Here is a 22996-nt window from a genome sequence, read left to right as displayed (position 1 = left end):
CTGTCCGCAATTACACCTAGGGCCGGGATCCTTGCGGATCCCGGCCCTAGGTCTTCAGTAGCGGGGACAGGATTTGAACCTGCGACCTCTGGGTTATGAGCCCAGCGAGCTACCGAGCTGCTCCACCCCGCGTCGATGAATGGAACACTACGTCAACACGAAGACGAGAAGCAAATCCCGCTCACGCCGACGCGCAGTTCGGGCAGGTGCCGCGGTACGTCACCTCGACGTCCGACACCGTGAAGCCGAAGCGCTCCGAGTCGGGGAGGTCGGCCAGCGGGTCGCCGGTCGGGTGGACGTCGCGGATCGCGCCGCACTGGGCGCAGACCAGGTGGTGGTGCGGCCGGTGCGCGTTCGGGTCGTAGCGCTTGGCGCGCTTGTCCGTCGCGACCTCCAGCACCTCCCCGAGCGAGACCAGCTCGCCCAGGGTGTTGTAGACGGTCGCCCGGGAGATCTCGGGGAGCCGGTCCACGGCCCGGGAGTGCACCTCGTCGGCCGTCAGGTGAACGTGTTCGCCGTCGAGGACCTCGGCCACCACGCGCCGCTGCGCGGTCATGCGCCAACCGCGCCCGCGCAGCCGTTCCAGAAGGTCACTCATACAGATCAGCCTAACAGCAAGGGGGACCAGGTCCCGAACGGGTGTGAAATTGGAGTCCTGCTTGACTTAGACATTGTCTATTGTAGGATCGGGAACGGCATTAGCCAAGCGACAGGACTCGCAGGATCGCCAGGAATGGCGCAGGAGGAGCTCGTGACTCAGGGACCGCTCACTACGGAGACAGGTGCTCCCGTAGCCGACAACCAGAACAGTGAGACGGCGGGCGTCGGCGGCCCCGTGCTCGTCCAGGACCAGCTCCTGCTGGAGAAGCTGGCCCACTTCAACCGCGAGCGCATCCCGGAGCGCGTCGTGCACGCCCGCGGCGCCGGTGCGTACGGCACCTTCACGGTCACCGCCGATGTCACCCGGTACACGCGCGCGGCCTTCCTCTCCGAGGTCGGCAAGGAGACGGAGACCTTCCTCCGCTTCTCCACCGTGGCCGGCAACCTCGGCGCGGCGGACGCCGTCCGGGACCCGCGCGGCTTCTCGCTGAAGTTCTACACCGAAGAGGGCAACTACGACCTCGTCGGCAACAACACCCCGGTGTTCTTCATCAAGGACGCCATCAAGTTCCCGGACTTCATCCACACCCAGAAGCGCGACCCCTACACGGGATCGACCGAGATGGACAACGTCTGGGACTTCTGGAGCCTGTCGCCGGAGTCGACGCACCAGGTGACCTGGCTGTTCGGTGACCGCGGCATCCCGGCGTCGTACCGCCACATGGACGGCTTCGGCTCGCACACCTACCAGTGGAACAACGAGGCGGGCGAAGCCTTCTGGGTCAAGTACCACTTCAAGACCGACCAGGGCATCAAGACCCTCACCCAGGCCGAGGCGGACAGGCTCGCCGGTGCGGACCCCGACTCCCACCAGCGCGACCTGCGCGAGGCCATCGAGCGCGGCGAGTACCCGTCGTGGACGGTCGGCGTGCAGATCATGCCGGTGGCCGAGGCGGCGACGTACCGCTTCAACCCGTTCGACCTGACCAAGGTGTGGCCGCACGCGGACTACCCGATCGTCTGGTTCGGCAAGCTGGAGCTCAACCGCAACCCGGAGAACGTCTTCGCCGAGGTCGAGCAGTCGATCTTCTCCCCGGCGCACTTCGTGCCCGGCATCGGGCCGTCCCCGGACAAGATGCTCCAGGGCCGCCTCTTCGCCTACGGCGACGCCCACCGCTACCGCGTCGGCATCAACGCCGACCAGCTGCCGGTGAACCGCCCGCACGCCACCGTGGCACGCACCAACTCCCGTGACGGCCACCTGTACGACGGCCGGCACAAGGGCGCGAAGAACTACGAGCCGAACAGCTTCGGCGGCCCGTTCCAGACGGACCGGGCCCTGTGGCAGCCGGTCGCGGTCTCCGGCGTCACCGGCGAGAGTGCGGCGCCCTCGCACGCCGAGGACGACGACTTCGTCCAGGCGGGCAACCTCTACCGCCTGATGACGGACGCGGAGAAGGAGCGGCTGATCGGCAACCTGGCCGGTGCCCTGTCCGGCGTCTCGCGCGAGGACATCGTCGAGCGCGCGATCGACAACTTCCGTCAGGCAGACGGTGACTTCGGCAAGCGGCTGGAGGCCGCGGTCCAGGCCCTGCGCGGCTGACATCCAGCACTGGACCGCTTGTCGTAGCGGCGGGCCGGATCCCCGGGGACGGGGGTCCGGCCCGTTCGTCGTTCCGGCCGTACCCGCTCCGTTCCGGCCGTACCCGTTGCGTCCCGGCCGTACCGCTCCGTGCCGGTCGGTACCTCGCGTCGCGTCAGGCGGTCACCACCGGCGCGTGGTGCGGGGTGCGTGCGGGTGCCCAGCGGCGGATGATGTCGCGCACCGAGACGATGCCGACGGGCTCGCCGCCGTCCAGGACGATGAGGTGGCGGAAGCCGCCGTGGGCCATCGCGCCCGCCGCCTCCTCCACGGTCCAGGTCGGGGCGGCGAAGACGACGTCGGTGGTGGTGTGGCCGTGGGCGCGCTCGGAGTCCGGGTCCTGGCCCCGGCCCACGGAGACGAGGACGTCGCGTTCGGTGAGGATGCCGATGCCGTCGGCGTCGGGGTCGTACACCACGGCCGCGCCGACGCGGCGTGCGGCCATCAGGGCGGCGGCCTGGCGGAGTGTGTGGGCGGGACCGATGGTGAGGACGACCGTGCTCATGACTTCGCGGACGAGCATGGGTGGAGCCACCTCCTGCCGGTGATCCATGAGTTAGTTCATGGATTCACAAGTTCACAAGTGGGGGGACTCTCAGAGTGACAGGTAAAGCACGGGTCAACAAGGGGGCGTGGAGGGCGAGTCGGCGGGCGCTCAGTAGCGCTGGTTGAGATACCCGAGCAGCTCGTCGTGGAGCCGGCCGTTCGACGCGGCCGCGTTCCCGCTGTGCGGGCCGGGGCGGCCGTCGAGGCCCGTGAAGGTGCCCCCGGCCTCCGTGACGATGACCGCGTTCGCGGCCATGTCCCAGAGGGAGAGCTCGGGTTCGGCGCAGAGGTCCACCGAGCCTTCGGCGACCATCATGTACGGCCAGAAGTCGCCGTACGCGCGTGTGCGCCACACCTCGCGGGTCAGGTCCAGGAAGCCGTCGAGGCGGCCCTGCTCCTCCCAGCCGCTCAGCGAGGAGTACGCGAAGGAGGCGTCGGAGAGCGTGGAGACCTGGGAGACGTGCAGCCGGTGGGCGGAGGTCAGGCTGCGGCCCGTGAACGCGCCGTGGTCCTGCACCGCCCACCAGCGGCGGCCGAGGGCCGGCGCCGAGACGAGGCCGACGACCGGCTGGTAGCCGCCCTCCTTCGCCTCCATCAGGGCGATGAGGGTGGCCCACACGGGGACGCCGCGCACGTAGTTCTTGGTGCCGTCGATCGGGTCGACGACCCAGCGGCGGGGGCCGGTGCCCGCCACGCCGAACTCCTCGCCGTGCACCGAGTCGCGGGGGCGGGCGCGGGCGAGGTGGCCGCGGATGAGTTCCTCGGCGGCCTTGTCCGCCTCACTCACCGGGGTCATGTCCGGCTTCGTCTCGACCTTCAGGTCGAGGGCCTTGAAGCGGTCCATCGTCGCGGCGTCGGCGGCGTCGGCGAGCACGTGGGCGAGGCGGAGGTCGTCGAGGTAATCGGGCATGCCGTCACGCTATCTGTCGCGGGCCGGGCGGGGCTACCAGGGGTTTGACGGGCGTGGCGGGCACGGCACGGCGGTGGGAAGGCGGCGCGAGGACCCTTGACAGTGCCCCCGCACCCGTCAAATCTGGCAGCAAGCCGCTCGGTACATCCGCCGGAATCCGCTCGGCCCGAGGGAGGCGAGGGTGCCTGCAGCCCGGGAGTCCCTGCTCGACGCCGCTTACACGGCGCTGGCGCGCCGGCCGTGGTCCGCCGTGCGGATGGTGGACGTGGCGGCCTCCGCCGGGGTGTCCCGGCAGACCCTCTACAACGAGTTCGGCAGCAAGGAGGGCCTCGCCCGGGCGCTCGTGCGGCGGGAGGCCGACGGCTACCTCGCCGGGGTGGAACGCGCCCTCGCCGGACCCAGCGACCCGCGCGAGCGTCTCACCGCCACCGCCGAGTGGATGATGTCGGCTGCCCACGACAACGCGCTGGTGCGGGCCATGCTCACCGGGTGCTGGAGCGAGCGGCTGCCCTCGCCGGCCCTGACGGCGGTGCCGTCCTCCTCCGCCGTGCCGGCCCAGCGGCGGGCCGACGGTCCGCTGCCCTCGCCCGGCGACTTCGTGGGCCTCGTCCGCGACCGCGCCGTGGCCGTACTCAACGGCGCCGGTCCGCTGCCGCCGCCGGACGCCGCCGAACTGGCCCGCTCCTGCGAACTGGCGGTGCGGCTCGCCCTGTCCTGCGTCGCCGCGCCGCCCGCCGAGGGCGGGGTGGCGGACCTCCTGCGCACCGCCCTGCCGCGCCGGTTGACGGCATAGCGGCGGCCCGACGGCTCCCGGGAAGGGGCCGGGAGAGTCCTAGTGCGCCGAGCCGGACAGTTGCAGCCCGATCACGCCGATGATGACGAAGCTGATCGAGACGATCTTCAGGGTCGAGACCAGGTCGCCGAGGAAGACCATGCCGTAGATGGCGGTGCCCGCCGCGCCGATGCCGGTCCACACCGCGTACGCGGGGCCGACGTCGAGCTTCTTCAGGGACATCGTCAGCAGGCCGAAACTGCCCAGCGCGAAGGCGCAGAAGGCGACGGTCGGCCAGAGCCGGGTGAAGCCGTGCGACAGCTTCAGACAGACGGCGAAGCCGGTTTCGAGCACTCCGGCCACTATGACCAGCAGCCACGCCATGTCTTGTCCTCCCGTGGTCCCCTGCCGCGACCGCTGTGTCGGTGTCGATCAGTGGCTTCGTCCGGCCCGACGTCGTCCGGCTTTGCTCAGGCTTGGTTCCGGCTTGGTGCGATTATGCACTTACCTGTCGCACGGCACGGCAAACAACGCGGGGGTCAATCCCCTTCCTTGCGTTCCCGTGTCGACAGCAGTCGGCGCAGCGAGTACAGCCGGGCCGGGTCGGCGTGTCCCTCGGCGACCCAGGCGTCCAGCGCGCAGTCGGGCTCGTCGTGGCTGCACGCCCGGGGACAGCCCTCCGTGCCCGGTACCAGGTCGGGGAAGGCGTTGATCACCCGGGACGGGTCGATGTGCGCCAGCCCGAACGACCGTACGCCCGGGGTGTCGACGACCCAGCCGCCCGCCGCCGAGGACAGCGGCAGGGCGAGCGCCGAGGTCGTGGTGTGCCGGCCGCGGCCCGTCACCGCGTTGACATGACCCGTCACCCGGCGGCGGTCCTCGGGCACCAGGGTGTTGACCAGGGTCGTCTTGCCGACGCCGGAGTGGCCGACGAAGGCGGTGATCTTCCCGTCCAGATGCTCGCGCACCAGGTCCGCGGCCGCGCCGTTCTCCAGCTCCTCGCGGCTGGTGACGACGTACGGGATGTCCAACGCGCCGTACAGGCCCAGGAGTTCGTCCGGCGGCGCCAGGTCCGACTTGGTCATCACGAGCAACGGGGTGAGACCGCCGTCGAACGCCGCGACCAGGCAGCGGTCGATCAGGCGCGGGCGCGGCTCGGGATCGGCGAGGGCGGTGACGACGGCGAGCTGGTCGGCGTTGGCGACGACCACCCGCTCGTAGGGGTCGTCGTCGTCGGCGGTGCGGCGCAGCACGGAGACGCGCTCCTCGATGCGGACGATCCGCGCGAGCGTGTCCTTCTTGCCGGACAGGTCGCCGACCAGGGCCACCCGGTCGCCGACGACCGCTGCCTTGCGGCCCAGTTCGCGGGCCTTCATCGCCATGACGACCCGGTCCTCCACCAGGCAGGTCAGCCTGCCGCGGTCCACGGTGAGGACCAGGCCCTCGGCGGCGTCCTCGTGCTTGGGCCGGATGTGGGTGCGCGGCCGGTTGCCCTTGCGGTTGGGGCGCGAGCGGATGTCGTCCTCGTCGGTGTGCTTGCCGTAGCGGCGCATGGCGAACCGTCCCTACGCCCCGAGCATCCCGGTCCACAGGTCGGGGAAGTCGGGCAGCGTCTTGGCGGTCGTCGCCACGTTCTCGATCTGGACGCCCTCGACCGCGAGGCCGATGATCGCGCCGGCGGTGGCCATGCGGTGGTCCTCATAGGTGTGGAAGACGCCGCCGTGCAGCCGGCGCGGGCGGATGTGCAGACCGTCGGCGGTCTCGGTGACGTCACCGCCGAGTTCGTTGATCTCCTTGGTGAGCGCGGCCAGCCGGTCCGTCTCGTGCAGCCGCAGGTGGGCCACGCCGCGCAGGGTCGAAGGGGAGTCCGCGAGGGCGGCGACGGCCGCGATGCCCGGGGTCAGCTCGCCGACCTCGCCGAGGTCGACGTCGATGCCCCGGACGGCACCCGATCCGGTGAAGACGAGACCGTAGTCGGTCAGTTCGCAGGAACCGCCCATTTCGGTGAAGATCTCGCGCAGCCGGTCACCGGGCTGGGTGGTGCGGGACGGCCAGTCGGGGATCACCACCCTGCCGCCGGTCACCAGCGCCGCCGCCAGGAACGGCTGGGCGTTCGACAGGTCCGGCTCGATCGTCAGGTCCCGGCCGAGCAGCGCGCCCGGGGTGACCCGCCAGACGTTCGGCTCGCCGCCGGACTCCGGGGTGTCGACCTGGGCACCGACCGCGCGCAGCATGTCGACCGTCATGCGGATGTGCGGCATGGAGGGCAGCGCGGAGCCGGTGTGGCGCACCTCGACGCCCTGGTTGAAGCGCGGTCCGGACAGCAGCAGGGCGCTGACGAACTGGGAGGAGGACGACGCGTCGATCTCGACCGGACCGCCCTCCAGGGCGCCGCCGCCGTGCACGGTCATCGGCAGCGCGCCCCGCGCGTCGTCGTCGATGCGGGCGCCCAGGGCGCGCAGCGCGTCGATCACACCGTGCAGCGGACGCTCGTACGACCGCGGGTCGCCGTCGAAGCGGACGGTGCCGTCGGCCAGCGTGGCGACCGGCGGGAGGAAGCGCATGACCGTGCCCGCGTTGCCGACGTCGACCGTGGCCGGGCCGCGCAGGCCGGCCGGGATGACCCGCCAGAACTCGCCGGTGCCCTCGGGGCCGACGCCCTCCTCGATCTCGACGCCCATCGTGCGCAGGGCCTCGGCCATCAGCAGGGTGTCGCGGGAGCGCAGCGGGCGGCGCAGCCAGCCGGGCTCGGAGGCGAGCGCGGCCAGCACCAGGGCACGGTTGGTGACCGACTTGGACCCGGGCACGTGGACGGTCGCGTCGACGGCCCCGCTCGCGTGCGGGGCGGGCCAGAGGGTGGTGTGCGCGGGGTTCACGGTCATGGGCCCCACTTTAATGGCTGAGGACGATCGGAGATCTTGATCAAAAGCGGCGAAACCTGACCGAAAACGCAACAGTGCACTTGCCGTGCATATATGCGCAGCAGGCAGACGGCCCCCGAGGCCTCACAGCTCCAGCAGCCAGCGCCCGCCGCCGATCAGCGAGCACAGCGACACCGCGTGGAACAGGAAGAACCACACCCCCGCGGGCGCGTGCGTCAGCCGCGCCAACTGGTCCGCGTCCGAGTCCCCGGCGCCGCCCCGCGACCGCTTGGCCTGCAACTCGAAGGCCGGGCGCACCCCGCCGAGCAGCAGGAACCACACCACCGCGTACGCGAACGCCGCCTGCACCTGCGGTCCGGCCAGCCAGGACACCAGGACGAACGTGCCGCCGGTGACCACCACCGTCAGCACCCCGTAGGCGTTGCGGACCATCACCAGCAGGGCCACGAGCAGCGCCGTCGCCAGCCAGAGCAGCAGGGTGATGCGCCCCGCCGCCAGCAGCGCGGCGCCGCCGAGGCCGAGCAGCGGGGGAGCGGTGTACCCGGCGACCGCGGTGAGGATCATGCCGATGCCGTGCGGCTTGCCCCGGCTCACCGTCAGACCGCTGGTGTCCGAGTGCAGGGTGATCCCGGTCAGGGTCCGCCCGGTCAGCAGGGCCACCAGCCCGTGGCCGCCCTCGTGGGCGATGGTGATCGCGTTGCGCGCTATCCGCCACGACCCGCGTGTCACGACGACGGCGAGCGCCGCCACCAGGGTCGCGATCACCACCCACAGGTCGGGATCGGGCTGGGTGCCGGAGACCTCGTCCCACAGGGAGGTGAGCGAGGCCGTCGCGAGGTGGTCCATGTTCGGGGAGGGCTCCTCGTACTAGCGGACGTGCGGGTGTGGCGCGCAGCGCCTCGTTGAGGGGTGGTGGTCGGGAGACGGGCGGGCCTGGCAGTGTGGCACGTATGTGCGGACGGTATGCGGCGAGTCGTCGACCCGAGGATCTCGCGGGAATCTTCGAGATCGAGAAGTGGGAGCCCAAGGAGAGCTTGGATCCCGACTACAACGTGGCTCCCACCAAGGAGGTCCACGCAGTCCTGGACCGCCCCCTGAAAGACGTCGAGGACCCGAAGCCGGTTCGCCAGCTGCGGAAACTGAAGTGGGGCCTCGTCCCCTCCTGGTCCAAGACGTCCGAGGGCGCCGCCCGGATGATCAACGCCCGCGCGGAGACCGTCCACGAGAAGCCCTCCTACCGCCGCGCCTTCAGCACCCGGCGCTGCATCCTGCCCGCCGACGGCTACTACGAGTGGGTCACCGGCAAGCAGGAGCGGGACCTGGAGGTCGAGGGGCGCAAGAAGCGGCCGCGCAAGCAGCCGTACTTCGTCACCCCCGCCGACGGCTCCGTGTTCGCCATGGCCGGGCTCTACGAGTTCTGGCGGGACAAGACCCTGCCCGACGACCACCCGCAGGCCTGGTGGGTGACGTGCTCGGTGATCACCACCGAGGCCGAGACCACGCCGCTCGCCGTCGCCCCGGCCGACGGCCCGCACGCGCTGGCCGACATCCACCCGCGGATGCCGCTGATGCTGACGCCGGACCGCTGGGACGCCTGGCTCGACCCGGCGCGCACCGACCCCGACGAGCTGACCTCGCTGCTGGCGCCGCCGCCCGCCGGACTGCTGCGGGCCTATCCCGTCTCGACGACCGTGAGCAACGTCCGCAACAACGGGCCGGAGCTGCTCAAGGAGCTGGAGGGGCCGGAAGAGGGCACACTCTTCTGACGTGACGGATGCGACAGAGGTTGTGACAGAGACGGTCGAGACGGATGCGGGTCCCGCCCGCATCACCTGGCACCCGGCGGAGCGGCCCCGGCTCGTCCTCGCCGCGAGCCACGGCGCCGGCGGCGGCATCGAGGCGCGCGACCTGAAGGCGCTGGCGGCCGCCCTGCCCGCCCACGGGGTGAGTGTCGCCCTCGTCGAGCAGCCCTGGCGGGTGGCCGGCAAGAAGCTGGCGCCCGCGCCGAAGACCCTCGACACCGGCTGGCGGGGCGTCTGGCCCGCGCTCACCGCGCCCGGCCTGCCGGTGGTCTCGGGCGGCCGCAGCGCCGGCGCCCGCGTCGCCTGCCGTACCGCCGCCGAACTGGGCGCCCGTGCCGTCCTCGCCCTGAGCTTCCCGCTGCACCCGCCGGGCAAGCCGGAGAAGTCGCGTGCCGAAGAGCTGCTGGGGTCCGGGGTGCCCACCCTCGTCGTCCAGGGCGGCAACGACCCCTTCGGCAGACCGCGGGAGTTCCCCGAGGCGCCCGCGGGAACCTACGAGCTGATCGAGGTGCCGTACGGCGACCACGGCTTCGCCGTGCCCAAGCGGGCGGAGATCGGCCAGGAGGAGGCGCTGGAGCTGATCACCGACGGCGTCCTGAAGTGGACCGGCTCACTCGGCTGAACGCCCGGGAATGACCGGCGGACGGCCGCTGTTGTGCGGTGCATACGTTGCTGAGAATCAGCACCGACGCCGTAGGAGAGGAAGTCCGCCGCATGGGTTCAGCCTTCTGCCCGAGCCGCAGCAGCCGGTCCGATCTGGACTGGACGGTGCTGCACGCGGCGAAGACCGCCCCCATTCGGTCGGCGGGCGGACCGGATCGGCAAGCGTCCCCGACCGCAGGTCGTCTATCCTCCGATTCGAGTGAGACCGCATTCGGTTTCACGACGTCACTGGAGGAGGTGGGTCCGGTCACTGGGACCGACGCAGGGACCGAACACGGCCAGGCGGAGCAGCCCGAGGGCCGGGGTACGGACGCGGAGTCGACCGCGGAGCGCAGCGCGCGCTTCGAACGGGACGCGCTGGAGTTCCTCGACCAGATGTACTCGGCCGCGCTGCGCATGACGCGTAATCCGGCCGACGCCGAGGACCTGGTGCAGGAGACCTACGCCAAGGCGTACGCGTCCTTCCACCAGTTCCGCGAGGGCACCAACCTCAAGGCGTGGCTGTACCGCATCCTCACCAACACCTTCATCAACTCGTACCGCAAGAAGCAGCGCGAACCCCAGCGCAGCGCGGCCGAGGAGATCGAGGACTGGCAGCTCGCGCGTGCCGAGTCGCACATGTCGACGGGTCTGCGCTCCGCGGAGTCGCAGGCGCTCGACCACCTGCCCGATTCGGACGTGAAGCAGGCGCTCCAGGCGATCCCCGAGGAGTTCCGTATCGCCGTGTATTTGGCGGACGTCGAGGGCTTTGCCTACAAGGAGATCGCAGACATCATGGGGACACCCATCGGAACGGTGATGTCCCGGCTGCACCGTGGACGCCGTCAGCTGCGCGGCATGCTGGAGGACTACGCCCGCGACCGCGGCCTGGTCCCCGCCGGCGCCGGAGAGTCGAACGAAGCGAAAGGCTCGGGGTCATGAGCTGCGGAGAGCCGCACGAGACGGATTGCAGCGAAATCCTCGATCATCTCTACGAGTTTCTCGACAAGGAGATGCCGGACTCGGACTGCGTGAAGTTCGAGCACCACTTCGAGGAATGCTCGCCCTGCCTGGAGAAGTACGGGCTGGAGCAGGCCGTGAAGAAGCTGGTCAAGCGGTGCTGCGGACAGGACGACGTACCGGGTGACCTGCGCGCCAAGGTCATGGGACGGCTGGACCTGATCCGGTCCGGGCAGTCCGTGCCGGAACACGACGTGACGGCCGCGCCGTCGTCGGCTCCGCAGGAGTCCTGAGCCGGCCTGAGTGTCCTGACGCCGTCAGAAGTCACTCGTACGTGCTAATCCGCGGGTTATCTGCCCGCGGCCTCCCCCCGCCGTCCTAGGCTCCGGAGCCTGACAGACGTGGCCGGGGGAGGGGCTCATGGACGCGGTACCGGCGCGGGCACGGGTCTACGTGACCGGCGTCGCCCTCGCCGCACTGCTCTGCCTGTGGCCGCTGCCGTCGGTGCACGCGCCCTGGTGGGCGGTGCTGCTGCTCGCCGGACTGTACGCGGGTTCCGAACTCGTCGCGCGGTCCCGCTTCGTCGGGACCTGCTATCCCGTTCTGCTCGCCGGTGCCTTCCTGCTGCCGCCGCCCGCCGCCGCGCTCGTGGCCCTGCCGGGGGCGCTGCTGTCCCCGGTGCCGCGACGCCCCTTCGGCCTGCGGCGCCTGTGGCGGGCCGCCCAGCTGACCCTCGCCGTGTGGGCCGCCGCCGGTGTCCACTGGCGGCTCGGCGGCCGGGACGCGGTGGTCGAGCCCGCCTTCCCGTACGCCCTCGTGCCGGCCGGCGCCGCGGTGCTCGCCTTCTGCCTGGTGCTCACGGTGCTGGACGGCGGCATCCGCGCCCTCGCCGACCACGTGCCGCCGAGCCGGGCCTGGCGGGGGCTGCTCTCCCGGTCGCTCGCGCCGATCGCCGTGCACGGGCTCGCCGGGCTGATGATGGCGGTCCTGTGGCGCAGCCCGTACGGTCCGGTGGCCGCGCTGCTCGTGCTGCTGCCGATGTGCGTGGCGTGGTGGGCCTTCGCCCAGTACCACCGCGAGCGGGCCGCGCACCAGGCGACCATCCGCGCCCTGGTGCAGGCCGTCGACATCAAGGATGGCTACACCCGCGGCCACAGTGAACGCGTCGGCCAGGCCTCCATGATGATCGCCCGCGAGCTGGGCATGGACGACGAACGCGTCGAGACCCTGCGCTTCGCGGGGATCCTCCACGACGTGGGCAAGCTCGGCGTGCCCACCCGGCTGCTGCGCAAGGACGGGCCGCTGACGCCCGAGGAGCGCCGGGTGATCGAACTGCACCCCGAGTACGGGCACGAGATGGTGCGCGGCATCCGCTTCCTCGGGGAGGCCCGCGCCGCCGTCCTGCACCACCACGAACGGCTGGACGGCAGCGGCTACCCCTACGGACTGGCCGGCGACCGGATCCCCGAGTCGGCCCGGGTGGTGGCCGTCGCCGACGCCTTCGACGCGATGACGTCCACCCGCTCCTACCGCAGGGCCCGCCCCGTCGCGGCGGCCCTGGAGGAGCTCCAGCGGTGTGCCGGCGGGCAGTTCGACCCGCGGATGGTGCGGGCGCTGGTCCACGCCCTCGGCCGCCACGGCTGGCGCCCGTCGGTGACGGCGGACGGCACTCCCGCGCTCCCCGCCGCCCCGTCCCCGGGCCGCGGCGAGGGCGCCCGGGACAGTGTCGGCAGGGGCGCGCCATGACGCCCTCGCCACCACCGGCCCAGCCCCCGCCGTCGGCGGCCCCGCTCCTCGTACCCGGCTGCGCCGGGATCCTCGCGCTCGGGTGTCTCGCCTCCGTGCTGGGGTCGGGGCCGGTGCAGCGGCCCGTGGCGCTGGCCTTCGGCGGCCTGGTCGTCCTCGGTGAGCTGACCCGGCGCACCGGCGCCGAGGCCCGGGAGGCCGCACCGCTCGGAGCCGCGGGGGCGCTGGCGTACGCGCTGCTCGGAGACGTCGCCGGGCAGCCCGCGCAGCACGGTGTCGCCCAGACCGTCACCGTCGTGCTCGCCGCCTCGCTGCTCGGCAGCGTGCCCTACGTCGCCCGCGGCAGCGGACCCGTCCTCGACCACCTGGCCCGGCGCGTGCTGACCGTCGGCTTCGCCGCCGTGTGCTTCCGGCCGCTGGCCCAGCAGGGCGTTTTCGACGACTGGAGCGGTCCCGCCCACGCGCTGCTCCTGCTGGCGCTGCTCGCCCTGACCAGCCTGTGCGACGCCGTGCTCGCCGCCGCCCCCGCGCACGCGCGCACCGGCTGGCCCTTCGGACCGCTGCTGCGCGAGGAACTGCGCGGCATGGTCGGCATCACCTCGGCGGTGTGCGCGACCGGCGCGGTGATGGCGCTCGCGGTGAGCGTCGCGGGCCTGTGGGCGCTCCCCGTCTTCTGCGTGCCCCTGCTGCTCGCCCAGCTGTCCTACCGCCGGTACGCGGCCGTCCGGGCCACCTACCGGCAGACCATCGCCTCCCTGGCCCGCGCCACCGAGATCGCCGGGTACACCCCGGCCGGGCACGCCCGCCGTGTCGCCGGACTCGGGGTGGCCGTCGGACGGGACCTGGGGCTGTCCGGGGCGGAGCTGACCGTGCTGGAGTACGCGGCCCTGATGCACGACATCGGCCAGCTCAGCCTGGTCGACCCGGTCCCGGCGGGAGCCACCGCCGGCCTGCCCGTCACGGAGCAGCGGCGGATCGCGCTGCTCGGCGGAGCCGTCGTCCGCCAGACCGGGGTCGACGCGGCGGTCGCGGTGGTGGTGGAGCGCCAGGCGGACCCCTGCCGCGAGCAGCCGGTCGCCGCGCGGATCGTGCGCGTCGTGAACGCCTACGAGGAGAAGGCGCGGGACGCGGGCCCGGGCGGCGTCCTGACGGCGCTGGAGGAGCTGCGCCTGGCCACCGCCAGCGACTACGCTCCCGAGGTGGTGGAAGCACTGGCCCGAGTCCTTGCCCGGGGCAGCCTTACCGGGCCCGCGGCTGGGTAACCCATGGGTAATGAGCGCCTCTACAGCCGTACGTGGTTTGATGCCCAGGAGAGGGTGTCCGGGGGCGCGAAAGGCACAGCCAGCCCACTGAACGGAACTGGCAGGCGGGAATCGTGAGGATCTTCGGCAAGGCACGGCACCGGCCCTCCGCCTCCTGGCGGCAGGCCACCGACCGCGCGTTCACGCTGATCGGCGACGGTCGCTACGAGGACGCGGGCGCGCTGCTGACCCGGGCGGCCGATCTGGAGCCCTGGCTGTCGGAGTCCTGGTTCAACCTGGCCCTGCTGCACAAGTTCCGGCACGACTGGGAGCAGGCCCGGGCGGCCGGACTCCGAGCCGTCGCGCTCCTCGACCGGGACACCGGAGCCCCCGACTGGTGGAACGTCGGCATCGCCGCCACCGCCCTCCAGGACTGGCCGCTGGCCCGCCGGGCCTGGCAGGCCTACGGGCTGCGCACCCCGGGGGACGCCACGGACGCCGGTGAGCCGCTCGGCATGGACCTCGGCAGCGCGGCCGTACGGCTGTCCCCCGAGGGCGAGGCCGAGGTGGTGTGGGGGCGGCGGCTCGACCCCGCCCGCGTCGAGGTGCTGTCCATCCCGCTGCCGTCGTCCGGGCGGCGCTGGGGCGAGGTCGTCCTGCACGACGGTGTGCCGCACGGGGAGCGGACGACCAGCGCCGGGCACTCCTACCCCGTCTTCGACGAGATCGAGCTGTGGGCGCCGTCGCCCGTGCCCACCTGGGTGGTCCTCCTGGAGGCCGCCACCGAGGCCGACCGGGACGCCCTGGAGCAGCTGGCCTCCGACGCCGGGTTCGCCGCCGAGGACTGGTCGTCCTCCGTGCGGCTGCTGTGCCGGATGTGCTCGGAGTCCCGGATGCCGTCCGACGAGGGCGAGGGCGAGCACCTCGACCCGCACGACCACAGCGAACCCGGACACCCCGGGCCCCTGGGACACCGCACCGACGGGCAGCTGTGGGTGCCGGAGCGGGAGTGCGGGGTGGCCGCGCCGGCCGGGCTGGTGAAGGGGTTGCTGGACGGGTGGGTGGCCGACAGTCCGGACTCGCGTGACTGGCGGGACCTGGAAGAGGTCTGCTGAGCGGCCCCGTAGTCTTTGTCAGGACGCTCCAGCAGCAGTCGCCATCAAGCATCACCCTTGGTTGTACGAGGAAGGCATACGTCGGTCATGGCCCAGCAGGACACCGATCAGCAGCACCCGGGCGTGCTCCCCGTGGACGACGAGGGTTTCGTCGTCGACACCCAGGACTGCGAGGAGCGTGAGGCCGACTGGCGCGGGCGCGGCACCTCGCGCCCGATCACGGTGGTCGGCAACCCGGTGCTGCACAAGGAGTGCGAGGACGTCACCGACTTCGGCGAGGAGTTCCAGCAGCTGGTGGCCGACATGTTCGCCAGCCAGCGCACCGCCGAGGGCGTGGGCCTGGCCGCCAACCAGATCGGCGTCTCCAAGAAGGTCTTCGTCTACGACTGCCCCGACGACGAGGGTGTCCGCCACGTCGGCGTCGTCTGCAACCCCAAGCTGGTCGAGCTGCCGGCCGACCGCCGCCGCCTGGACGACAGCAACGAGGGCTGCCTATCCGTGCCGACCGCCTACGCGCCGCTCGCCCGCCCCGACTACGCCGAGGTGACCGGGCAGGACGAGAAGGGCAACCCGGTCAAGGTGCGCGGCACCGGGTACTTCGCACGGTGTTTGCAGCACGAGACGGACCACCTGTACGGGTACCTGTACATCGACCGGCTCTCCAAGCGCGAACGCAAGGACGCGCTGCGGCAGATGGCCGAGAACGAGCCGCGCTACCCCGTGGTCGCGAACGACTGACACCGCCCCACCGGTCACACATCTCCCTTGCGCACGGCGCCCGTTCGGGTCTTCCCCGAGCGGGCGCCGTGCGTCTGTGCGCGTCGGTGTTCATCCATGGAAAGCCGCCACACAACAGGAGAATTCCGGCATCGAGGGGTAGTGAATGGAGCAAATCCGTTCCCAGAACGGTCAGTTGTGGTGCTGAATGGGAAGTGCGGGGATACGCAACGGCGCACGCCCCGCTCAGCGAGAGGGGTGCGCCACCGGCGGCTGAGAGGGGTTTGTTCGTGCATGCTTTCTCACACGGCACCACAGCGACACCGACCGCGATCGCAGTACCGCCATCGCTCCGTCTCCCGGTGATCGAGGCGGCATTTCCCCGGCAACTGCACCCGTATTGGCCCAGGCTCCAGGAGACCACCCGCACCTGGCTGCTCGAAAAGCGGCTCATGCCGGCGGACAAGGTCGCGGAATATGCCGACGGCCTGTGCTACACGGACCTCATGGCGGGCTACTACCTGGGCGCCCCCGACGAGGTCATGCAGGCGATAGCGGACTACAGCGCGTGGTTCTTCGTCTGGGACGACCGCCACGACCGCGACATCGTCCACGGCCGTCCCGGCGCCTGGCGGCGGCTGCGCGGCCGGCTGCACACGGCACTGGACTCACCCGGGGACCACCTGCACCACGAGGACACGCTGGTGGCCGGGTTCGCCGACAGTGTGCGGCGGCTCTACGCCTTCCTGCCGGGCACCTGGAACGCCCGGTTCGCCCGGCACTTCCACGCGGTGATCGAGGCGTACGACCGTGAATTCCACAACCGCACGCGCGGAATCGTGCCCGGCGTGGAGGAGTACCTCCAGCTGCGCCGGCTCACCTTCGCGCACTGGATCTGGACCGACCTGCTGGAGCCGGCTTCGGGCTGCGAACTCCCCGACGCCGTACGGAAACACCCGGCATATCGCCGGGCGGCGCTGCTGAGTCAGGAATTCGCCGCCTGGTACAACGACCTCTGCTCGCTGCCGAAGGAAATAGCGGGCGACGAGGTCCACAATCTCGGAATCAGTCTCATCACCCACCATTCACTCACGCTGGAAGAAGCCATCGGAGAAGTCAGGCGACGCGTCGAGGAATGCATCACCGAATTCCTCGCCGTGGAGCAGGACGCCTTACGGTTCGCCGACGAACTCGCCGACGGGACCGTACGCGGAAAAGAACTGGGCGGCGCCGTACGGGCCAACGTCGGCAATATGCGGAACTGGTTCAGTTCCGTCTACTGGTTCCACCACGAGTCCGGCCGTTACATGGTCGACAGCTGGGACGACCGGTCGACGCCCCCGTACGTCAACAACGAAGCGGCAGGTGAGAAATGACCGTCGAGTCCGTCAACCCCGAGACCCGGGCGCAGCCGGCCCGGGAGCTGCGCGTACCGCCCGTCGCGGGCGGCGGCGTACCGCTGCTCGGCCACGGCTGGCGGCTGGCCCGCGACCCGCTGGCCTTCATGTCGCAGCTGCGCGACCACGGCGACATCGTGCGCATCAAGCTCGGCCCCAAGACCGTCTACGCGGTCACCAACCCGGAGCTGACCGGCGCCCTTGCCCTGAACCCCGACTACCACATAGCGGGACCGCTGTGGGAGTCACTGGAGGGCCTGCTCGGCAAGGAGGGCGTGGCGACCGCCAACGGCCCGCTCCACCGGCGCCAGCGGCGCACCATCCAGCCGGCGTTCCGGCTGGACGCCATCCCCGCCTACGGGCCGATCATGGAGGAGGAGGCGCACGCGCTCACCGAGCGCTGGCAGCCGGGCGAGACCGTCGACGCCACCTCCGAGTCCTTCCGGGTCGCCGTGCGCGTCGCGGCCCGCTGCCTGCTGCGCGGGCAGTACATGGACGAGCGGGCCGAGCGGCTGTGCGTCGCGCTCGCCACCGTCTTCCGGGGCATGTACCGGCGGATGGTGGTCCCGCTCGGGCCGCTGTACCGGTTGCCGCTTCCGGCCAACCGCCGATTCAACGACGCGTTGGCCGATCTGCATCTGCTGGTCGACGAGATCATCGCCGAGCGCCGCGCATCCGGTCAAAAGCCGGACGATTTGCTCACGGCATTGCTGGAGGCGAAGGACGACAATGGCGACCCGATCGGGGAACAGGAGATCCACGACCAGGTGGTCGCGATACTCACCCCCGGCAGTGAAACCATCGCGTCCACGATCATGTGGTTGCTCCAGGCACTTGCCGACCATCCGGAACATGCCGACCGCATACGCGACGAAGTCGAAGCGGTCACCGGCGGACGGCCCGTGGCATTCGAGGACGTCCGCGGGCTCACGCACACCGGCAATGTCGTCGTGGAGGCGATGCGTTTGCGTCCGGCCGTATGGGTATTGACGCGGCGCGCGGTGGCCGAGAGCGAACTCGGTGGCTATCGCATTCCGGCCGGTGCGGACATCATCTACAGTCCGTACGCAATCCAGCGCGATCCGAAGTCGTACGACGACAACCTGGAGTTCGACCCCGACCGGTGGCTCCCGGAACGCGCGAAGAATGTGCCGAAATACGCCATGAAGCCATTCAGTGCGGGCAAGCGGAAGTGCCCCAGCGACCACTTCTCCATGGCGCAGCTGACGCTGATCACGGCCGCGCTCGCCACGAAGTACCGCTTCGAGCAGGTGGCGGGCTCCAACGACGCGGTCCGGGTCGGCATCACGCTGCGCCCGCACGATCTGCTGGTCAGGCCCGTGGCACGGTGACGACCCGACGGCTCAGGCGGCGGCCTCCGGGCCCCGGAAGGTGCGCCGGTAGGCGTGCGGGGTGGTCCCCAGGGCCCTGGTGAACTGGTGCCTCAGGGCCGCCGCCGTGCCGAAGCCGGCGCGCCAGGCGATCGAGTCCATCGTCTCGTCCGTCGCTTCCAGCAGCCGCTGGGCCAGCAGTACGCGCTGGCGCAGGATCCAGCGGTACGGGGTCGTCCCCGTCTCCTGCTGGAAGCGGCGGGCGAAGGTGCGCGGGGACATGTGCGCCCGGACCGCCAGCTGCTCGACCGTGACCTCCTCGTCGAGGTGCTGCTCCATCCAGGCCAGCACCTCGCCGACGGTGTCGCACGAGGAGCGCGGCAGCGGCCGTTCGATGTACTGCGCCTGCCCGCCGTCCCGGTGTGGCGGCACCACCATGCGCCGGGCGATCCGGTTGGCGACCTCCGGCCCCTGCTCCTTGCGCACGATGTGCAGGCAGGCGTCGATGCCGGCGGCCGTCCCGGCCGAGGTGATCACCGGGTCCTCGTCGACGTAGAGCACGTCCGGCTCGACCCGGGCCCGCGGGTGCTGACGGGCCAGCTCGGCCGCGTGGTGCCAGTGCACCGCGCACCGCCGCCCGTCCAGCAGCCCGGCGGCGCCCAGCACGAAGACGCCGGAGCACACGCTCAGCACGCGGGTGCCCCGGGCCGTCGCCCGGCGCAGAGCTTCCAGCAGCTCGGGCGGGTACTCCCGGCGGACGAAGTCGGAGCCGGCCGGCACCGCGATGAGGTCGGCCTCCTCCAGCCGTTCCAGACCGTACGGCGTGGAGACGGTCAGCCCGCCGACGTGGGTGCTCAGCCGCGGCCCCTCCGCGGAGACCACCGCGAAGTCGTACCCCGGCAGGCCCTCGTCGCTCCGGTCGATGCCGAAGACCTCGCAGATCACGCCGAGTTCGAAGGGGTGCGCTCCGTCCAGCAGGACGGCGGCCACGTTCTGCAACATGCCGCCAGTCTGCCTCGTCGGTGGCAGGAAATCGAGGCCTTACGGCAGTCCTGCCACTGCCGGTAAGGAGTCTTGGGCGTGACAGTGGTGTCATGACCGGAAACCAGATAGAAGGCCTTGTCGGAATGCTCGCGACCTTCGGACTCCTCGTCCTCATGGTCCTCCCCTCCGTGATCGGCATCGTGCGCGACAGGCGCATCGACCGCCAGATCAGGGAGGCCCAGGAGGGGAGGGGTCAGGGAAAGGAAACCCAGGAGCCTCGGAAGACCCAGGAACCTCAGAAGTCCTCGTCCAGGTCGACGGTGCCCTCCACCGCCACCTGGTACGCCGAGGGGCGCCGCTCGAAGAAGTTGGTCAACTCCTGAACACCCTGAAGCTCCATGAAAGAGAAGGGGTTCTCGGAGCCGTACACCGGGGCGAAGCCGAGCCGCGTCAGACGCTGGTCGGCCACGCACTCCAGGTACTGCCGCATCGAGTCGGTGTTCATCCCCGGGAGGCCGTCACCGCACAGGTCGCGCGCGAACTGAAGCTCGGCCTCGACGGCCTCCCTCAGCATGTCGGTGACCTCCTGCCGGAGCCGGTCGTCGAACAGCTCCGGCTCCTCCTTGCGCACGGTGTCGACGACGTCGAAGGCGAAGGACATGTGCATCGTCTCGTCCCGGAACACCCAGTTGGTGCCGGTGGCCAGGCCGTGCAGCAGACCCCGGCTGCGGAACCAGTAGACGTAGGCGAAGGCGCCGTAGAAGAACAGGCCCTCGATGCACGCCGCGAAACAGATCAGGTTGAGCAGGAAGCGGCGCCGGTCGGCCTGCGTCTCCAGCCGGTCGATCGACTCCACCGAGTCCATCCACTTGAAGCAGAACCCGGCCTTCTCCCGGATGGACGGGATGTTCTCCACGGCCGCGAAGGCCGCGGCGCGGTCCTCCGGGTCGGGCAGATAGGTGTCGAGGAGCGTCAGGTAGAACTGGACGTGGACGGCCTCCTCGAAGAGCTGGCGGGACAGGTACAGCCGCGCCTCGGGGGAGTTGATGTGCTTGTACAGGGTCAGCACCAGGTTGTTCGCGACGATCGAGTCGCCGGTGGCGAAGAAGGCCACCAGACGGCCGATCAGGTGCTGCTCCTCGGGGCTGAGCTTCGCGAGGTCGGCGACGTCCGAGTGGAGGTCGACCTCCTCGACGTGCCAGGTGTTCTTGATGGCGTCCCGGTAGCGCTCGTAGAAGTCCGGGTAGCGCATGGGGCGCAGGGTCAGCTCGAAGCCCGGGTCGAGCAGGTTCTTGGTGGCGCGGGTCGCGGGGATCTCGGTGGTCATTACTGGCAGGCCTCGCAGGACTCGGGGTTTTCCAGGGAGCAGGCGACCGCTTCGGAGTCGGGGCCGGCCTGCACGGGGACGGTGGTGGCGCGGGCCGCGGCGCGGGCGATCCGGGTCGCCGGGCGGGAGCGCAGGTAGTACGTGGTCTTCAGGCCCTGCTTCCAGGCGTAGGCGTACATCGAGGAGAGCTTCCCGATGGTCGGCGTCTCCAGGAACAGGTTCAGCGACTGGGCCTGGTCGAGGTACGGGGTGCGGGCGGCGGCCATGTCGATCAGGCCGCGCTGCGGGATCTCCCAGGCGGTGCGGTACAGCGCCCGCACGTCCTCGGGGATCCAGGAGAAGCCCTGCACCGAGCCGTTGGCCTCGCGCAGCGCCTCACGGGTGCGGGCGTCCCACACGCCGAGCCGCTTGAGGTCGTCCACCAGGTAGGAGTTGACCTGGAGGAACTCGCCGGACAGCGTCTCGCGCTTGAACAGGTTGGACACCTGCGGCTCGATGCACTCGTAGACCCCGGCGATGGAGGCGATGGTCGCGGTCGGCGCGATGGCCAGGAGCAGGGAGTTGCGCAGCCCGGTGGTGGCCATGCGCTCGCGCAGCGCGGCCCAGCGCTCCGGCCAGGCGGGCTCGACGCCGTAGTGGTCGGGGTGGAGCACCCCCTGGGCCGTACGGGTCTTCTCCCAGGCCGGCACCGGACCGCTGCGCTCGGCGAGGTCGGCGGACGTCTCGTACGCGGCGAGCATGATCCGCTCGGCGATGCGGGTGGACAGCGCCTTCGCCTCGGGGGAGTCGAAGGGCAGCCGGAGCTGGAAGAAGACGTCCTGGAGGCCCATCGCGCCGAGGCCGACCGGGCGCCAGCGGGCGTTGGAGCGGGCGGCCTGCTCGGTCGGGTAGAAGTTGATGTCGACGATCCGGTCCAGGAAGGTGACGGCGGTGCGGACGGTGGCGTCCAGGCGCTCCCAGTCCATGTCGCCGCTCGCGGGGTCGGCGAAGGCGCCCAGGTTGACCGAGCCCAGGTTGCAGACCGCCGTCTCCCCGTCGTCGGTGACCTCCAGGATCTCCGTGCAGAGGTTGGAGGAGTGGACGACGTGGCCGGGGGTCGCGGTCTGGTTCGCGGTGCGGTTGGCGGTGTCCTTGAAGGTCATCCAGCCGTTGCCGGTCTGCGCGAGGGTGCGCATCATGCGGCCGTACAGCTCACGGGCGGGCAGCGTCCTGCGGGCGAGCCCCGCCTCCTCCGCCCTGCGGTAGGCGGCGTCGAACTCCTCGCCCCACAGGTCGGTCAGCTCCGGCACGTCGGCCGGGGAGAACAGCGACCAGGTCCCGTCGGCGTCCACCCGGCGCATGAACTCGTCCGGGATCCAGTGCGCGAGGTTCAGGTTGTGCGTACGGCGGGCGTCCTCGCCGGTGTTGTCCCGCAGCTCCAGGAACTCCTCGACGTCCGCGTGCCAGGTCTCCAGGTAGACGGCGGCGGCGCCCTTGCGCCGGCCGCCCTGGTTCACGGCGGCGACCGAGGCGTCCAGCGTCTTCAGGAACGGGACGATGCCGTTGGAGTGCCCGTTGGTGCCGCGGATCAGCGAACCCCGGGCGCGGACGCGGGAGTAGGCGATGCCGATGCCGCCGGCGTGCTTGGAGAGGCGGGCGACCTGGTGGAGGCGGTCGTAGAGGGAGTCCAGCTCGTCCTTGGGGGAGTCCAGGAGGTAGCAGGACGACATCTGGGCGTGCCGGGTGCCGGAGTTGAAGAGGGTGGGGGAGGAGGGCAGGTAGTCCAGGCGGCTCATCAGCCCGTACAGCGCGGCGACCTCGTCCACCGCGCGCACCGTGTCGTCCTCGGCGAGTCCGGCGGCCACCCGCAGCAGGAAGTGCTGGGGCGTCTCGACGGCCTTGCGGGTGATCGGATGCCGGAGCAGGTAGCGGCTGTAGAGCGTACGCAGCCCGAAGTAGCCGAAGCGGTCGTCGGCGGCCCGGTCGATCAGCGCGTCCAGGCGTTCCGCGTGCAGCCGTACGAAGGCGGCGGTGCGGTCGGCGATCAGGCCCTCGCGGTGGCCGGTGGCGACGGAGTCGGTGAAGGTGACGACGCCCTGGGAGGCCGCCTCGGCGCGGATGCCGATGGTCAGCAGGCGGGCGGCCAGCCGGGAGTAGACCGGGTCCTCGGAGATCAGACCGGCGGCCGCCTCGGTGGCCAGCTCCCGCAGCTCGGCCTCGTCCGCGTGGGCGGACCGGCCGCGCAGCGCGGCGGCGGCCACCCGGCCGGGGTCGGCGCCCTGGAGGTCGGCGGTCAGCCCGGTCAGGGTCCGCAGCAGGGCGGCACCGGGTCCGTCGGGTTCCCCGGTCGCCGTCGCCGGGGTCGCTGAAGCCGGATCGGCTGGCGCGATGGTCACGTGGAGC

The 22996-nt window shown here is 71.2% G+C and carries 22 protein-coding genes and 1 tRNA gene; 12 read left to right on the top strand and 11 right to left on the bottom strand.

Features of this window, described 5'->3' with window-relative positions; all coding sequences use genetic code 11:
* Positions 1–58: 58 nt before the first annotated feature.
* A tRNA-Met gene (locus B9W62_RS12960) sits at positions 59–132 on the bottom strand.
* Positions 133–181: 49 nt separating this feature from the next.
* Positions 182–598, bottom strand: coding sequence for a Fur family transcriptional regulator (locus B9W62_RS12955; RefSeq protein ID WP_087807327.1), 417 nt, complete (start codon positions 596–598; stop codon positions 182–184).
* 153 nt (positions 599–751) lie between these two features.
* Here B9W62_RS12955 and B9W62_RS12950 point away from each other — a divergent pair, with 153 nt between their 5' ends.
* Positions 752–2203 (top strand): catalase, encoded by a 1452-nt coding sequence (locus B9W62_RS12950; RefSeq protein WP_087811882.1) that lies wholly within the window; start codon positions 752–754, stop codon positions 2201–2203.
* A gap of 154 nt (positions 2204–2357) precedes the next feature.
* On the opposite strand, the gene B9W62_RS12945 is transcribed toward B9W62_RS12950, so the two are convergent.
* A complete protein-coding gene (locus tag B9W62_RS12945; protein ID WP_179235467.1) occupies positions 2358–2765 on the bottom strand; it encodes a CBS domain-containing protein in 408 nt (135 codons plus the stop codon).
* Between the two features lie 132 nt (positions 2766–2897).
* Positions 2898–3698 (bottom strand): histidinol-phosphatase, encoded by an 801-nt coding sequence (hisN, locus tag B9W62_RS12940; RefSeq protein ID WP_087807325.1) that lies wholly within the window; start codon positions 3696–3698, stop codon positions 2898–2900.
* A gap of 181 nt (positions 3699–3879) precedes the next feature.
* On the opposite strand from hisN, the gene B9W62_RS12935 reads away from it, so the two are divergent.
* Positions 3880–4491 carry a TetR/AcrR family transcriptional regulator gene (locus tag B9W62_RS12935; RefSeq protein ID WP_087807324.1) on the top strand — a complete coding sequence of 204 codons (612 nt, stop codon included), beginning with the start codon at positions 3880–3882 and terminating at the stop codon, positions 4489–4491.
* A gap of 39 nt (positions 4492–4530) precedes the next feature.
* On the opposite strand, the gene B9W62_RS12930 is transcribed toward B9W62_RS12935, so the two are convergent.
* From B9W62_RS12930 to B9W62_RS12915, 4 genes are all read right to left on the bottom strand, one after another.
* Positions 4531–4854 carry a DMT family transporter gene (locus B9W62_RS12930; RefSeq protein ID WP_087807323.1) on the bottom strand — a complete coding sequence of 108 codons (324 nt, stop codon included), beginning with the start codon at positions 4852–4854 and terminating at the stop codon, positions 4531–4533.
* A gap of 155 nt (positions 4855–5009) precedes the next feature.
* Positions 5010–6023, bottom strand: coding sequence for a ribosome small subunit-dependent GTPase A (gene rsgA / locus B9W62_RS12925; protein ID WP_087807322.1), 1014 nt, complete (start codon positions 6021–6023; stop codon positions 5010–5012).
* A gap of 12 nt (positions 6024–6035) precedes the next feature.
* Positions 6036–7352 carry a 3-phosphoshikimate 1-carboxyvinyltransferase gene (gene aroA / locus B9W62_RS12920; protein WP_087807321.1) on the bottom strand — a complete coding sequence of 439 codons (1317 nt, stop codon included), beginning with the start codon at positions 7350–7352 and terminating at the stop codon, positions 6036–6038.
* 123 nt (positions 7353–7475) lie between these two features.
* A complete protein-coding gene (locus tag B9W62_RS12915) occupies positions 7476–8198 on the bottom strand; it encodes a M50 family metallopeptidase (protein ID WP_087807320.1) in 723 nt (240 codons plus the stop codon).
* A 104-nt stretch (positions 8199–8302) separates the two neighbouring features.
* Here B9W62_RS12915 and B9W62_RS12910 point away from each other — a divergent pair, with 104 nt between their 5' ends.
* The 10 genes from B9W62_RS12910 to B9W62_RS12865 all read left to right on the top strand — a co-directional run bounded on the left by B9W62_RS12910 (position 8303) and on the right by B9W62_RS12865 (position 18324).
* Complete coding sequence (locus B9W62_RS12910; RefSeq protein WP_087807319.1) at positions 8303–9118, top strand: SOS response-associated peptidase; 816 nt, start codon at positions 8303–8305, stop codon at positions 9116–9118.
* A gap of 22 nt (positions 9119–9140) precedes the next feature.
* Positions 9141–9776 (top strand): alpha/beta hydrolase family protein, encoded by a 636-nt coding sequence (locus tag B9W62_RS12905; protein WP_087807318.1) that lies wholly within the window; start codon positions 9141–9143, stop codon positions 9774–9776.
* Between the two features lie 278 nt (positions 9777–10054).
* The gene (gene sigR, locus B9W62_RS12900) at positions 10055–10738 is read left to right on the top strand and encodes an RNA polymerase sigma factor SigR (RefSeq protein ID WP_087807317.1); all 684 of its coding nucleotides are present in this window, start codon (positions 10055–10057) and stop codon (positions 10736–10738) included.
* The gene (gene rsrA / locus B9W62_RS12895) at positions 10735–11049 is read left to right on the top strand and encodes a mycothiol system anti-sigma-R factor (RefSeq protein WP_059300663.1); all 315 of its coding nucleotides are present in this window, start codon (positions 10735–10737) and stop codon (positions 11047–11049) included. Before sigR ends, rsrA begins: the two co-directional genes overlap by 4 nt.
* 127 nt (positions 11050–11176) lie before the next feature.
* Entirely contained in the window at positions 11177–12502 is a 1326-nt protein-coding gene (locus B9W62_RS12890) for an HD-GYP domain-containing protein (RefSeq protein ID WP_087807316.1), read from the top strand.
* Positions 12499–13764, top strand: coding sequence for an HD-GYP domain-containing protein (locus B9W62_RS12885; RefSeq protein ID WP_087807315.1), 1266 nt, complete (start codon positions 12499–12501; stop codon positions 13762–13764). Before B9W62_RS12890 ends, B9W62_RS12885 begins: the two co-directional genes overlap by 4 nt.
* Positions 13765–13877: 113 nt before the next feature.
* Complete coding sequence (locus tag B9W62_RS12880) at positions 13878–14858, top strand: tetratricopeptide repeat protein (RefSeq protein WP_087807314.1); 981 nt, start codon at positions 13878–13880, stop codon at positions 14856–14858.
* 87 nt (positions 14859–14945) lie between these two features.
* Entirely contained in the window at positions 14946–15596 is a 651-nt protein-coding gene (gene def / locus B9W62_RS12875) for a peptide deformylase (protein WP_087807313.1), read from the top strand.
* Between the two features lie 269 nt (positions 15597–15865).
* On the top strand, positions 15866–16951 hold the full coding sequence (gene cyc1, locus B9W62_RS12870; RefSeq protein ID WP_087811881.1) for an epi-isozizaene synthase: 1086 nt from the start codon (positions 15866–15868) through the stop codon (positions 16949–16951).
* Complete coding sequence (locus B9W62_RS12865; RefSeq protein ID WP_087807312.1) at positions 16948–18324, top strand: bifunctional albaflavenone monooxygenase/terpene synthase; 1377 nt, start codon at positions 16948–16950, stop codon at positions 18322–18324. The genes cyc1 and B9W62_RS12865 overlap by 4 nt, the downstream gene beginning before the upstream one ends.
* Before the next feature lie 12 nt (positions 18325–18336).
* Here B9W62_RS12865 and B9W62_RS12860 read toward each other — a convergent pair whose 3' ends face one another.
* From B9W62_RS12860 to B9W62_RS12845, 3 genes are all read right to left on the bottom strand, one after another.
* The gene (locus B9W62_RS12860) at positions 18337–19305 is read right to left on the bottom strand and encodes a GlxA family transcriptional regulator (protein ID WP_087807311.1); all 969 of its coding nucleotides are present in this window, start codon (positions 19303–19305) and stop codon (positions 18337–18339) included.
* Positions 19306–19582: 277 nt separating this feature from the next.
* The gene (locus B9W62_RS12850; RefSeq protein ID WP_087807309.1) at positions 19583–20614 is read right to left on the bottom strand and encodes a ribonucleotide-diphosphate reductase subunit beta; all 1032 of its coding nucleotides are present in this window, start codon (positions 20612–20614) and stop codon (positions 19583–19585) included.
* Positions 20614–22989, bottom strand: coding sequence for a ribonucleoside-diphosphate reductase subunit alpha (locus tag B9W62_RS12845; RefSeq protein ID WP_087807308.1), 2376 nt, complete (start codon positions 22987–22989; stop codon positions 20614–20616). The genes B9W62_RS12850 and B9W62_RS12845 overlap by 1 nt, the downstream gene beginning before the upstream one ends.
* Between the last annotated feature and the right edge of the window lie 7 nt (positions 22990–22996).

The organism is Streptomyces sp. CS113 (genome assembly GCF_002188365.1).
In the GTDB taxonomy this organism is placed as follows: Bacteria; Actinomycetota; Actinomycetes; order Streptomycetales; family Streptomycetaceae; genus Streptomyces; species Streptomyces tendae.
This window is presented reverse-complemented; position numbering and strand designations above follow the sequence as displayed.

What these genes read in the sequence shown, in the direction of transcription:
- B9W62_RS12955 (WP_087807327.1), bottom strand. Translation starts at nt 598, where the DNA reads ATGAGTGACCTTCTGGAACGGCTGCGCGGGCGCGGTTGGCGCATGACC.
- B9W62_RS12945 (WP_179235467.1), bottom strand. Translation starts at nt 2,765, where the DNA reads ATGCTCGTCCGCGAAGTCATGAGCACGGTCGTCCTCACCATCGGTCCC.
- hisN (WP_087807325.1), bottom strand. Translation starts at nt 3,698, where the DNA reads ATGCCCGATTACCTCGACGACCTCCGCCTCGCCCACGTGCTCGCCGAC.
- B9W62_RS12930 (WP_087807323.1), bottom strand. Translation starts at nt 4,854, where the DNA reads ATGGCGTGGCTGCTGGTCATAGTGGCCGGAGTGCTCGAAACCGGCTTC.
- rsgA (WP_087807322.1), bottom strand. Translation starts at nt 6,023, where the DNA reads ATGCGCCGCTACGGCAAGCACACCGACGAGGACGACATCCGCTCGCGC.
- aroA (WP_087807321.1), bottom strand. Translation starts at nt 7,352, where the DNA reads ATGACCGTGAACCCCGCGCACACCACCCTCTGGCCCGCCCCGCACGCG.
- B9W62_RS12915 (WP_087807320.1), bottom strand. Translation starts at nt 8,198, where the DNA reads ATGGACCACCTCGCGACGGCCTCGCTCACCTCCCTGTGGGACGAGGTC.
- B9W62_RS12910 (WP_087807319.1), top strand. Translation starts at nt 8,303, where the DNA reads ATGTGCGGACGGTATGCGGCGAGTCGTCGACCCGAGGATCTCGCGGGA.
- rsrA (WP_059300663.1), top strand. Translation starts at nt 10,735, where the DNA reads ATGAGCTGCGGAGAGCCGCACGAGACGGATTGCAGCGAAATCCTCGAT.
- B9W62_RS12890 (WP_087807316.1), top strand. Translation starts at nt 11,177, where the DNA reads ATGGACGCGGTACCGGCGCGGGCACGGGTCTACGTGACCGGCGTCGCC.
- B9W62_RS12885 (WP_087807315.1), top strand. Translation starts at nt 12,499, where the DNA reads ATGACGCCCTCGCCACCACCGGCCCAGCCCCCGCCGTCGGCGGCCCCG.
- def (WP_087807313.1), top strand. Translation starts at nt 14,946, where the DNA reads ATGGCCCAGCAGGACACCGATCAGCAGCACCCGGGCGTGCTCCCCGTG.
- B9W62_RS12865 (WP_087807312.1), top strand. Translation starts at nt 16,948, where the DNA reads ATGACCGTCGAGTCCGTCAACCCCGAGACCCGGGCGCAGCCGGCCCGG.
- B9W62_RS12860 (WP_087807311.1), bottom strand. Translation starts at nt 19,305, where the DNA reads ATGTTGCAGAACGTGGCCGCCGTCCTGCTGGACGGAGCGCACCCCTTC.
- B9W62_RS12850 (WP_087807309.1), bottom strand. Translation starts at nt 20,614, where the DNA reads ATGACCACCGAGATCCCCGCGACCCGCGCCACCAAGAACCTGCTCGAC.